The organism is Undibacterium paludis (genome assembly GCF_022568815.1).
In the GTDB taxonomy this organism is placed as follows: Bacteria; Pseudomonadota; Gammaproteobacteria; order Burkholderiales; family Burkholderiaceae_D; genus Undibacterium.
The window spans coordinates 1-11,793 of record NZ_JAKZHX010000002.1; the positions used below are offsets into that span (position 1 = coordinate 1).

The following is an 11,793-nucleotide window of genomic DNA, read 5'->3' on the forward strand; positions in this document are numbered from 1 at the left end:
AACAAAAATTCAAACGAAGAATGTAAGTCCTGATTTTTATACATACACCAGGCAAATAACGATAAAAGAGACAGACATGAAAACATTTAAAGACAGAGTAGCCGTCATTACCGGTGGTGCCAGTGGTTTTGGTCGTGAATTTGCCCTCATAGGTGCTCGCCTGGGCATGAAACTGGTACTGGCTGATGTGCAGCAGGATGCCTTGGATAAAACCAGGGCAGAACTGGAGGAAATGGGGGCACAAGTATTGGCCATGCGCTGCGACGTGCGTCATGTCGCCGAAGTACAGGCTTTGGCCGATGCCACCATGGAAAAATTCGGCGCTGTCCACCTGGTATTCAATAATGCCGGTGTCGGCTCCGGTGGACTGATCTGGGAGAATACTCAGGCTGACTGGGAGTGGGTTCTGGGCGTCAATCTCTGGGGCGTGATTCACGGCGTACGCATCTTCACCAATCTGATGCTGGAATGTGCAAAAAAAGACCCGCAATATGAAGGGCACATCGTCAACACGGCATCGATGGCTGGTTTGCTCAATGCACCCACCATGGGCGTCTACAATGTTTCCAAGCATGCCGTGGTGTCGCTGTCAGAGTCGCTGTATCAGGACTTGAAACTGGTGGAGGCGCCTATCGGCGCATCCGTTTTGTGCCCTTACTTCGTTCCAACCGGCATTTCGCAATCGCACAGAAATCGCCCCGACGATGTCCCAGGTTCTATGCCGACAGCAAGTCAGCGGGCAGCCCAGGCAATGTCAGATAAAGCAGTCACTTCCGGCAAAGTGACTGCACAGGAAGTGGCTGAAAACACCTTCAAGGCGATAGCTGAAGAACAGTTCTATATTTATTCCCACCCAAGTGCGCTGGGTAATGTGCAGGAACGTATGGAAGATATCGTCTTGCAGCGCAATCCCGGAGATCCTTACAAGGCAGCGCCGCATATCCGTGACATGCTCAGAGCCAAGCTCAAGGCATAAGCGGATTTTGCATACAACCACGAAAGGCTAGCCCAGATGTCTGCAGAAATCACAATCAACCAGTTTGCCAATCTGGAAAATGGTACTCGTTTGCATTTTGCCAGCGCTGGTGAAAAGGGCAGACCATTGATGTTGTTTGTCCATGGCTTCCCCGAATTCTGGTACGAATGGAAAGTGCAACTGGCTGAATTTGGTCAGGACTATTTTGCTGTTGCCCCTGACTTGCGCGGCTTTAATCTGTCAGACATGCCAACGGATGTGTCGGCCTATAAAGCAAGGCATATCGTCGATGACCTGCGTCTGTTGATTGCGCATCTGGGTTATGAAAAAGCTGTCGTGGTTGCCCACGACTGGGGAGGGGCAATTTGCTGGAATATGGCGATAGCCTTGCCCGCCTTGTTTGAAAAACTGATCATCGTGAATTCTCCTCATCCCTATCTGTTCATGCAGGCACTGAAACATGATCCTGGGCAAAAATCTTCCAGTGAATATATGAACTGGTTGCGCAATCCAGGTTCCGAACAGGCGCTGGCCAAGGATGAATTCACCTTGATGGACGGATTCTTCAATGGCATGGGGCAGGAGGATGCCGGCTGGTTTGATGCAGAGACCCGGGCAGCATATCATGCCTGCTGGGCACGTGGATTGACCGGTGGAGTCAATTATTACCGTGCTTCACCCCTGCATCCACCAACAGAGGCCAATTCGGGACCTTTGCAGTTAAAGCTTGATCCCGCTGATTTTCAGGTGAAAGTGACTACCCGGATCATCTGGGGAGAGAATGACAAAGCCTTGCCTAAAACGCTGCTCGACGGTATTGAAAACTTTGTTGACGATGTACAGATACAGCGTATTCCGGAAGGATCACACTGGGTCATTCATGAGCAGCCGGATCGCGTCAACCGCCTGATACGTCAATTCATGCAGCAATAATTGACCTCGTCTCATCATTTGCATTTAACAGTGATTGTCAGCGTATGCCTAAACAGGATTTCTCATTTCTTCATCGCTTGCGTGTACGCTGGTCAGAAGTCGACATGCAGGCGATCGTTTTCAACGGGAATTATTTAAACTATTTTGACGTGGCCTTCACTGAATATTGGCGTGCCACTGGCTTGCCGAATGTGATTGCCCAGGCGGCTGAGGGTAAAGAGCTATTTGCCCGCAAATCTACAGTTGAATACATGGCGCCGGCCAGGTTTGACGATGAACTCGACATCGCTGTGCGTTGTGCCAGCATGGGCCGTTCATCCCTGCAATTCATTCTGGAAATTTATCATGGCGAGATGCATTTGATTTCTGGTGAATTGGTTTATGTCTATGCAGATACGGAAAAGCGCAAGTCAGTTGCGATCAGTGAAGAATGGCGTGCGATAATTACAGGTTTCGAAACGCTGAAACCAGCTGATGCGCGGACGGATACTCGGACATGACTACAGATAATACAAATAATTTGCGTCTTGAAATTTCAGATTGGAATACGCTGCAAAAAGATGCGCAAGCCATTCGCTACCAGGTATTTGTGATTGAACAAAAAATACCAGCAGAGCTGGAATGGGATGCTGCAGATGCCTTATGCATGCACGCAGTAGCCTATGATGGGCAGGTTGCAGTGGGTACAGGCCGGCTCTTGCCAGATGCTCATATCGGACGCATGGCCGTGCTTGCTAATGCACGCGGCATGGGTGTTGGCGCCAGCATACTGCGGGCATTGATGGAGCAGGCAAGATTACGCGGCGACAGAGCCGTGCGTCTGAATGCCCAGCAATCGGCAGAAAATTTTTATGTCAAGGAAGGTTTTATTCGCGACGGCGACATATTTGAAGAGGCTGGCATCCCCCATGTCAGCATGGTGTTCCACTTCAACTGAAAATCGATTGTACGATTAAAAGCCACGGGGTCAGGCAGTTTTTTGCTTGAAAACAGTTCATGATGTTTTATCTTCAGGGGTAAAGTTGATTTGCCCCGTAATCAACTGCCAATACATCACCCAGTCTCCCATAAAAGAGAATAGTGGTTGCTTGAAAGAAGCAGGCCGGTTTTTCTCAAACAGAAAATGACCTGCCCAGGCAAAACCATATCCACAAATTGGCGCGGCAATCAAGTAAGTAAGTTGGCCGGTAACACAGGCAAGAATAACGCACAGCAAAACCAGGCTGCTTCCGAGAAAATGTAGTTGGCGGCAAGTTCTGTTACTGTGTTCGGTCAGGTAAAAAGCGTAAAAAGCTCGAAAACTTGTATATCTCATTGTCACCCTCCTTTTTTGTTTTTTAATTTTGATTGGCGCAGACATTTTTCTGCATCTTAACGCAAGGTATTTCTGGCCGGGTCTTTTTTCAAAAGAATCCGGGCATGCATCGAAACTTTGCTGCAATAAAAATCAGACTATTGTTAATTGCAATATTGACATTGTAAATATATACACTACTATTTGATTTAATATACATTTAAGAAATATCTATATGCCTTTTTTCTACTGGCATTTGATGCATGATAGAAATTGCAAATGTACTTAAGTATTTGATATTGCAAAACATATTGTGAATTCACACTTTTTAATAATTTCCTTGTGGCATTAAATTCCGTGTGGCAATATGTACTTGTGGTATTTCCTTATGCAAGCCTTGATCAAGTCAAAAATTTTTGCTGACAACGTTTTGGGGGAATCATGAACATAGAAAATTCTCGAGTGTCGACCCGGCTAATTACAGGTTTTGGTCTGGTTTTGAGCCTGCTGCTGGTTGTCTTGCTACTTGGTGTTACCTATATGGCGAGAATGAACCAGAGACTCGACGAAATCGCCAACGTCAACAATGTTCAGTCCAAGCTTGCGTCTACCATGTATCTGACCGTCACTGAACGGGCGCTGGCTTTACGCAATCTGATACTGTTGTCTGATGAGGCGGAGATACAGATAGAAGTAAATCGTATCCAGGCGCAGGCAAAAAAATACGCAGAAGCGCAAGATAAACTGACGCAGATGCTCAAGAATGACCCCAACGCCAGTCCTGAGCAAATTGCCTTGCTTGGCAAAATCAGCGAACAGGCGAAGCTTTCAGATCCATTTATCAGTAAAGGAGCGGAGCTTGGTGTTCAGAAAAAGGGGGATGAAGCCTACAAGATGCTGCGCTTTGAATTTCGCCCCATACAAAAAAAATGGTGGGAATTGCTCAATGAATTCATTTCCGATGAAGAGAAGCAAAATTCCGCTGCGATAGTGCAGGCTGAACTTGATTATAACAATGCAAAAAGATTGATGTATGCATTTGGGACGGCCGCTCTGTTTGTCGGCATGTTTGCTGCCTGGCTGATCGTGCGTAGCCTGTTGAAACAACTTGGCGGCGAACCCCGTCATGCCGTTCAAATTGCAGAGAGAATTGCAGCCGGTGATCTGTCGGTGCCAATACATCTGGCTGGAAATGACAAGCACAGCCTTATGCATGCCATGGATGAGATGCAAAAGGGACTGGCCAGCATAGTTGGCATGGTGCGCTCCGGTACCGATACGATAGCCACGGCTTCCCGCCAGATTGCATCGGGCAATATGGACCTTTCTTCACGTACTGAGGCTCAGGCAGGTTCTTTGGAGGAGACCGCATCTTCCATGGAGCAATTGACTTCGACGGTGAAGCAAAATGCAGACAATGCCAGGCAGGCTAATGTTCTGGCGCAGTCAGCATCGGAGGTGGCAATAAAAGGTGGCAGTGTCGTTTCAGAAGTGGTGCAGACCATGGGATCCATCAATACTTCGTCGAAAAAGATTGTTGACATCATTGGCGTTATTGACGGGATTGCGTTCCAGACCAATATCCTGGCCCTGAATGCTGCCGTGGAAGCAGCGCGGGCAGGGGAGCAGGGGCGCGGGTTTGCCGTGGTGGCAACCGAAGTCCGGAATCTTGCGCAACGTTCGGCAGAAGCTGCACGTGAAATCAAGCATTTGATCGATGATTCTGTGACCAAGGTTGGCATAGGCGCAAAACTGGTTGATCAGGCTGGTGTCACCATGGAGGAAATTGTGCTCAGCATCAAGCGGGTAACCGGGATCATGAATGAAATCATGATGGCCAGCCAGGAACAGACTGCAGGCATAGAGCAAATCAATGAAGCTATCGTACAGATGGATGATGTCACCCAGCAGAACGCTGCTTTGGTAGAAGAGGCCGCAGCCGCCGCAGCTTCCTTGCAAAATCAGGCTGATGATTTGTCTGAACTGGTCAGTACCTTCCAGCTTGCCAATGAGCATATTGTCAAGCCAGCCTGGCGTGAAAGCCTGGAAGAAGAGAATCGTCTGGATAAAAAGATCGTACCCTTGATAAAAAAAGCATCTCCTCAAGATAAAAATAAAGGGTCTGCTCACCAGATCAAACGTGTCGCCAATGCTAATCCTGGCACCGCACAGAATGCATCGCAAGACTGGGAAGAATTTTAGAATTTGCTGAACGACCAGTGGTTTAGCCGGGAGTATGAAATGCACATTACCACCGATATCATGGAAGAAAAACCTGATGAAGTCGTCAGGGGTGAACGAAGGACAAAGTTTGGTCGTTTTGTACAAACTCCCCAGTCTCTTGCTTCCAACATCAATTGGCATCATGGTGTCGTCAGTTCCAGGACTCGCGAGCGATTGTTGCGTCAGACGCCGGCAACTCTGTGGCTGACAGGCCTGAGCGGGGCAGGCAAGTCAACTCTGGGTTATGCCCTTGAAAAACTTTTGCTGGATCGTGGTCATTGCTGCTTTGTTGTTGATGGCGACAATTTACGACATCATCTGAATTGTGATCTTGGTTTTTCCCCTGATGACAGGCGCGAAAATATACGCAGGGCGGCTGAAGTTGCTCATCTGATCAATGAAGCAGGGATGATTGCTATTACTGCATTCATTTCTCCATTCAGGGCAGACCGTGCCATGGCAAGAGAGATTATCGGTCAAGAGCGTTTTGTTGAGGTGCATATCAGTACACCGGGTGTGGAATGTGAACGCCGTGATCCCAAAGGGCTGTATGCCAGGGCTCGCAGGGGGGAGATCCCTGAATTCACAGGGGTGTCAGCGCCTTACGAAGAACCCGTGGACCCCGATCTGGTAATAAATTCAGAACTATATACGATAGAGGAAGCGGCAGAGATTCTTTACCGACACCTGATAGGATTATGTTTTGTCAGGTGATGAGGGAATCATGTCGGACGATCAGAAACAAATGAATCATGCCTATGATGTCTTCAATGGTGATGCAGACGGTATCTGTGCTTTGCATCAGTTAAGACTGGCAGAGCCGGTGACGGCAAAATTGATTACTGGCGCAAAACGCGATATTGATTTGCTGTGTCGTTTTAAATCAAAAGAGGGCGACAGGGTTACGGTATTGGATATTTCCCTGGACAGTAATATTGCAGCCTTGCGAGAACATATTGGCGCAGGCGCTGTAGTGACTTATTTTGATCATCACAATGCGACACAAGCTTTTGAGCATGAACGCTTGCATCTGCATTGTGATATGACCGCTGACGTATGCACCAGCATCCTGGTCAATCGCTATCTGGACGGGCGATACCGGGAATGGGCAGTCGTCGCTGCCTATGGCGATAATTTGCCACAAGTGGCCAGCTTGATGGCAGGCCAGGCAGGAGTCGATGAATTGCAACGCAGCGAATTGCAGCAACTGGGCATACTGCTCAATTACAACGCTTATGGTGAAACTGTTGATGACTTGCATTTCCACCCGGAAGTTTTATATGAACGCTTGCATGTCTACCTGGAACCTGCAGACTTTATCCGTCATGCCCCCGAATTTACACTGCTGAAAAACGCTTACACAGATGACATGGCAGCCATGCAGACAGTGCAGTCTTACTGCCAGGATGGATTTTCATCTGTGTATGTTTTGCCACAACAGGCTTGGGCCAGGCGTGTTTCGGGGATATTGGCAAACAAACTGAGTCAGGAGCACGCAGGAAAGTCTATTGCCGTCCTGACTGCCAAACCTGACGGTAATTTTATTGTCAGTGTTCGTTCGGGATTGCCCGATAGTAAACCAGCAGGCGCGTTTTGTTCCGGCTTTTCTACAGGTGGTGGGCGGCGCGGGGCAGCAGGTATCAATCACCTGGCTGAAGCGGAAGTAGATAATTTTGTCAATGCATTCAGGCGTTATTTCGATGGCGCTGGAAAAGAACAAGTTTGCAATGAGCGTTAGCTAAGCAGGTGGAGTTTTTTGGTCTTCAGTTCGGGGAGGAAATCATGGCTGAATCAGACAATGCAACAAGTGCGCAACAAGCAGAGACAGGGATGGCAGGGGCAAAGCGCCCGACACCAGTGCTGATGATACCTTTGCGCCGATGTGGCAGCCATGCCTTGCGTTTGCGACTCAACAACAGCAAGGAATTTTATTCGCCTTATCCCTTGCATATTGTCGACTTCATGCCCTTGGTGCCGCGTTACGGGAATCTTGATGATGACGAAAATTATTTCCGGCTGGTGGTTGATGTCATTGGTTTGCAAGCGGCCAGTATGGTGAAATGGAAGGATATTGTTTTTGATCCTGTGGATGTTTTTGAGTCCATCAAAAATGACAGGCGCAGTGTGCACCGTATATTATGGGAGTTGCTGCTGCGTACGGGTGAGCGCCATCATGCCCGCATAGTCATGGATAAATCGCTGGACAGTGTGCATTATGCCGACGAGCTTTTGCAACTGTTTCCGAACATGCTGTTCCTGAATGTGGTGAGGGATCCAAGGGCGCAAGTCGCCTCCATGAACAGAGCCATCATCCATGATTATGACTCTACCCTGAATGCACTTGCCTGGCTGGAGGCGCACCAGCTGTCCCGCGATATTATCAATCGGCATCCGGACCGGGTGTTGACGATACGTTATGAAGATTTCCTGACCAACCAGGAAACAGTCTTGCGCGCAATCTGCGGATTTTTTGGCATTGCATTCACATCAAAAATGCTTGACGTCACCCACTCCAATGAGGCACAGCAAATTTCGCATATGTCGGCACTGTGGGAAAGCAATCGATTCCCGCCCATCCTGGCGAACAAGGACAAGTTCAAGCAGCAATTGAGCATGCAGGAAATTGAAGTCATAGAAAGCCTGACCAGGGAATTCATGCAATTGTATGGCTATGAGTTCATGACAGCAGCAAACCTGGAGTTAAGCCAGGAAACAATCAAGGCGGCGAAGGAAAAATCGGCGCGAGGCAAAGAGGTGGCCTGGGATAGTCTCAAACACGACAACTACAAGGACTATGTGCTGCGTCGTTTCAGGGCAGACTATCTGGCAGGATTGAATCAACGTTTGCCCGCACATGTATGAGTGCGAAGTGAGGGCGTAGGTTTGCAATAAGATGGGCGGTTGAATGCAGATTCAAGCGCCCATGTATTTGTCTGGCCATTTGTCTGGTCTGGTGGTCCGGCAGGTAGTCACACCAGAGCAACCATGACACCGGCTGCCGTCACCAGGGTGCCGGCGATTCTTTCAGTGATGACCGCATAACGCTCTTGTGTTGCCCAATGGCTGGCTTTGCTGGCCAGCATGCCGTATCCCAGCAGGATGAAAAATTCAGGAATGATGGAGCAGGCTGCCAGTATCAACATTTGCAGACCCACTGGCTGTCCTGGATCGATGAATTGCGGCAGGATGGCGACAAACATCAATAAGGTCTTGGGATTGGTCAATTGCAGCATAAGAGCACTGCTGAATATTCTCCTGCCGCTCAAAATAACATTGCTCAGTGTTGATATGGTCAGTGGTGACGGTTTGCCAAAGATGGCTGACAGACCCAGGTAGACCAGATAGGCAGCGCCCAGGTATTTGATGACCATGAAAACCTGTGGTGATGCCAGTATCAAAGAACCTATACCGGTTGCCGACAGGGCGAAATAAATCGCATTGCCGGTCAGGATGCCCAATGTGACAAATAAAGAAGTGCGCCAGCCCCTGGCAATACCATAAGCTACTACCATCATGACGGCAGGGCCTGGGGATAGTGAAAGCGCCGCTTCTGTCACCGTGAACAAGGCCCAGCTTTCCAGATTCATTGCCATTGCGGACTAAGCCCTCACAAATTCATGAATGGCGGACAGGACTTGTTCTGGCTGTTCTGACATCAGGGAATGGCCGCAATTTTCTATGATCTTTTGCTGGCTGTGCGGAATCGCCCGGGAAAGCGTCTGACTGGCTTTGGCGGGTGTCATCATGTCTTTTTTCCCGAGCAGGAATAAAACCGGACAATTGACTGATTGCGCGGCTAGTTCGCCGTTGGCGTAGGCATTGCAGGCAGAAAAGTCGGTATAAAAAACCTGGTCCGGGTTGATGGCTGATATCCTTTGCATCAAGCGCTGGCTGACGCCCATGACATAAAAACCCGGACCTGGGCAGGAGGGTTTATGAGCTATCGACGTATGCGACCAGATATTGACCATATCAATCGCAGTTTGCTCTTCATCGCGCGCTGCATTGAGCAGGGTATCGGACACGCGCATGGGATAGGCTGTGCCGACCAGAACCAGCTTGCTGACGCGCGTACTTGCCTTGTGGCAGGTTTCCAGCGCAATCAGCGAACCCATGCTATGGCCGACCAGAGTTGCCTGTTGTATGCCGACGACGTCGAGCAAGGTCACCAGCCATTCCGCCATTTGTTCAACACTTTTCAATGCCTCGCCCTTGCTGCGCCCGTGGCCAGGGAGGTCAACGGCCAGTACGTTAAAGCCGTGATGCGCGAGATAGCGTGTCTGCAAGCCCCAGACCGAGTGATCATTTTGTGCGCCATGAATAAAAACGATGGTGTGCAAGGCCGGATTGAAACTCTTGCCGCCTGTATAGCAATAGGCGGTGTGTCCATTGATTTCAAATAACATCTCAAGCTCCTTTCTGGGCAGTTTTGAGGCCACGCGCCAGGTCTTCAATCAAGTCATCGACATTTTCCAGGCCTATTGACAGACGCATGGTGCCTTCAGTGATGCCGGATGCAATCAGCTGTTCTGCCGGTACACGGAAATGCGTTGTCGATGCCGGGTGTATTGCCAAAGATTTGGCGTCACCGACATTGGCCAGATGTGAAAAGATGCCCAGGCTTTCTATGAAACGCTGACCGGCCGCGCGGTTACCCTTGATGTTGAAGGAAAATACCGCACCACAACCGTTGGGCAGCAATGTCTTTGCCAGTTCATAGTCAGGATGTGTATCAAGTTCCGGATAAGAAACCGAGTCCACTGCCGGGTGCGAAACCAGGAATTCAACCACTTTGCGGGTATTTGCTACATGCTTGTCCATGCGCAAACCCAGGGTTTCAATGCCTTGCAATATGGTGAAGGCATTGTGCGGGCTCATACAGGCGCCAAAGTCGCGCAGACCTTCACGCCGTGCGCGTAATGAAAACGCAGCAACCGTCGATTCTTCTGCGAAAACCATGCCATGAAAGCCGTCATAGGGCTCGCAGAGCTCGGCAAATCTGCCACTGGCCTCATAGGCTGCCTGCCAGTCAAATGTGCCGCCATCGACCAGCAGACCACCTATGGCAGTGCCATGGCCGCACAGGAATTTGGTCGCTGAATGAAACACCAGGTCAGCACCATGATCAAATGGTTTTAACAGATACGGCGTTGTGAAGGTTGCGTCCAACATCAAGGGTAAATGATTTGCGTGGGCAATGTCTGCCACGGCCGGTATGTTCAATACGTCCAGTCCAGGATTGCCCAGGGTTTCTGCAAACAGGACCTTGGTATTGGGGCGTATTGCGTTGCGCCAGGCATTAAGGTCACGTGGATCAACAAAAGTGGTCTCTATGCCAAAACGCTTCATGGTGTAGGCCAGCAGGTTTTGAGATCCGCCATATAAAGCCCGCGATGCGACAACGTGGGAACCGGCTCCGGCAATGGTGGTCAGCCCCAGGTGCATGGCTGCTTGCCCGCTGGCAACTGCCAGTCCGGCAACACCGCCCTCCAGTGCAGCAATCCTTTCTTCCAGGACTGCATTGGTGGGATTGGAAATGCGTGAATAAACATGACCTGCACGTTCCATATTGAACAGCGAGGCAGCGTGGTCAGAGTCTTTGAAAACAAACGAGGATGTCAGGTAGATAGGTGTCGCGCGTGCACCGGTTGCCGGGTCAGGTGCAGCACCGGCATGCAGTGAAAGGGTGTCGAAGCCGTGGTATTTAGGTCCACTCATGAGGGAACTCTCCGTATTGTAATCGCGCAATGCTACCATCGCAGCATGGCAGCTTGCAAAATCACTTGCAAAATGACTGTGTTTTCGCAAGGAATTCATGTTACCTGCTGGATTTTTTGCAAGGCTTGCGATACATTGCAATTAACGTCCACAAAAACATATACGCGGAGGGGCATATGAAAGTCTCAGAAATACTTCAGGTGAAAGGCAATATCCTTTTCACTATCACTCCGGATACCCCGATTACCGAAGCGGTCAGTGTTATGGAAGAAAAAGACATTGGTTCTCTGGTCGTCATGGAATATGGCGACCTAGCAGGCATACTGACTTTTCGTGAGGTAATTCGTGCCATACACAAAAATAACGGCTCACTCGGCAATGGTACCGTGCGCAAATACATGGATGATCACCCCTTGACCGTGACACCAGAAACCGAAGTCAACGAAGTACGTCGTATGATGCTGGAAAAGCACTCGCGTTACCTGCCTGTGATGGATGCAAAAACCTTGCTGGGTGTTATCTCCTTCTATGACGTAGCCAAAGCCGTGCTGGAAGCACAAAGCTTTGAAAACAAGATGTTGAAAGCCTATATTCGTGATTGGCCTGTTGAAGAAAACGAGCAATGATCAAGGATGCCTGATTAAATCTG

13 protein-coding genes are annotated in these 11,793 nt (G+C 49.3%); 9 read left to right on the forward strand and 4 right to left on the reverse strand.

Annotated elements, in window-relative coordinates; genetic code table 11:
- Positions 1–76 precede the first annotated feature (76 nt).
- From LZ463_RS04550 to LZ463_RS04565, 4 genes are read left to right on the forward strand one after another with little or no spacing between them, the layout of a single operon-like run.
- A complete protein-coding gene (locus LZ463_RS04550) occupies positions 77–976 on the forward strand; it encodes an SDR family oxidoreductase (protein ID WP_241454308.1) in 900 nt (299 codons plus the stop codon).
- Positions 977–1,012: 36 nt separating this feature from the next.
- A complete protein-coding gene (locus tag LZ463_RS04555; RefSeq protein ID WP_241454310.1) occupies positions 1,013–1,909 on the forward strand; it encodes an alpha/beta fold hydrolase in 897 nt (298 codons plus the stop codon).
- A gap of 44 nt (positions 1,910–1,953) precedes the next feature.
- Complete coding sequence (locus tag LZ463_RS04560; RefSeq protein WP_241454312.1) at positions 1,954–2,409, forward strand: acyl-CoA thioesterase; 456 nt, start codon at positions 1,954–1,956, stop codon at positions 2,407–2,409.
- Entirely contained in the window at positions 2,406–2,846 is a 441-nt protein-coding gene (locus LZ463_RS04565; RefSeq protein WP_241454313.1) for a GNAT family N-acetyltransferase, read from the forward strand. Before LZ463_RS04560 ends, LZ463_RS04565 begins: the two co-directional genes overlap by 4 nt.
- A gap of 57 nt (positions 2,847–2,903) precedes the next feature.
- On the opposite strand, the gene LZ463_RS04570 is transcribed toward LZ463_RS04565, so the two are convergent.
- Positions 2,904–3,269, reverse strand: a complete 366-nt coding sequence (locus tag LZ463_RS04570; RefSeq protein ID WP_241454315.1) for an Mpo1-like protein — start codon at positions 3,267–3,269, stop codon at positions 2,904–2,906.
- A gap of 375 nt (positions 3,270–3,644) precedes the next feature.
- On the opposite strand from LZ463_RS04570, the gene LZ463_RS04575 reads away from it, so the two are divergent.
- From LZ463_RS04575 to LZ463_RS04590, 4 genes are read left to right on the forward strand one after another with little or no spacing between them, the layout of a single operon-like run.
- Entirely contained in the window at positions 3,645–5,405 is a 1,761-nt protein-coding gene (locus tag LZ463_RS04575) for a methyl-accepting chemotaxis protein (RefSeq protein ID WP_241454317.1), read from the forward strand.
- A 39-nt stretch (positions 5,406–5,444) separates the two neighbouring features.
- On the forward strand, positions 5,445–6,140 hold the full coding sequence (cysC, locus tag LZ463_RS04580; RefSeq protein ID WP_241454321.1) for an adenylyl-sulfate kinase: 696 nt from the start codon (positions 5,445–5,447) through the stop codon (positions 6,138–6,140).
- A gap of 10 nt (positions 6,141–6,150) precedes the next feature.
- On the forward strand, positions 6,151–7,164 hold the full coding sequence (locus tag LZ463_RS04585) for a DHHA1 domain-containing protein (protein ID WP_241454325.1): 1,014 nt from the start codon (positions 6,151–6,153) through the stop codon (positions 7,162–7,164).
- A 44-nt stretch (positions 7,165–7,208) separates the two neighbouring features.
- Positions 7,209–8,288: a sulfotransferase family protein gene (locus LZ463_RS04590; protein ID WP_489686081.1), complete on the forward strand. Its 1,080-nt coding sequence runs from the start codon at positions 7,209–7,211 to the stop codon at positions 8,286–8,288.
- Between the two features lie 107 nt (positions 8,289–8,395).
- Here the strand turns inward: LZ463_RS04590 and LZ463_RS04595 are convergent, their stop codons facing one another.
- From LZ463_RS04595 to LZ463_RS04605, 3 genes are read right to left on the reverse strand one after another with little or no spacing between them, the layout of a single operon-like run.
- Positions 8,396–9,013 (reverse strand): LysE family translocator, encoded by a 618-nt coding sequence (locus tag LZ463_RS04595; protein ID WP_241454331.1) that lies wholly within the window; start codon positions 9,011–9,013, stop codon positions 8,396–8,398.
- A 12-nt stretch (positions 9,014–9,025) separates the two neighbouring features.
- The gene (locus LZ463_RS04600) at positions 9,026–9,832 is read right to left on the reverse strand and encodes an alpha/beta fold hydrolase (RefSeq protein ID WP_241454333.1); all 807 of its coding nucleotides are present in this window, start codon (positions 9,830–9,832) and stop codon (positions 9,026–9,028) included.
- Between the two features lies 1 nt (position 9,833).
- The gene (locus LZ463_RS04605) at positions 9,834–11,144 is read right to left on the reverse strand and encodes an O-acetylhomoserine aminocarboxypropyltransferase (protein ID WP_241454334.1); all 1,311 of its coding nucleotides are present in this window, start codon (positions 11,142–11,144) and stop codon (positions 9,834–9,836) included.
- Between the two features lie 176 nt (positions 11,145–11,320).
- On the opposite strand from LZ463_RS04605, the gene LZ463_RS04610 reads away from it, so the two are divergent.
- Complete coding sequence (locus LZ463_RS04610) at positions 11,321–11,770, forward strand: CBS domain-containing protein (RefSeq protein ID WP_241454337.1); 450 nt, start codon at positions 11,321–11,323, stop codon at positions 11,768–11,770.
- Positions 11,771–11,793: the final 23 nt, after the last annotated feature.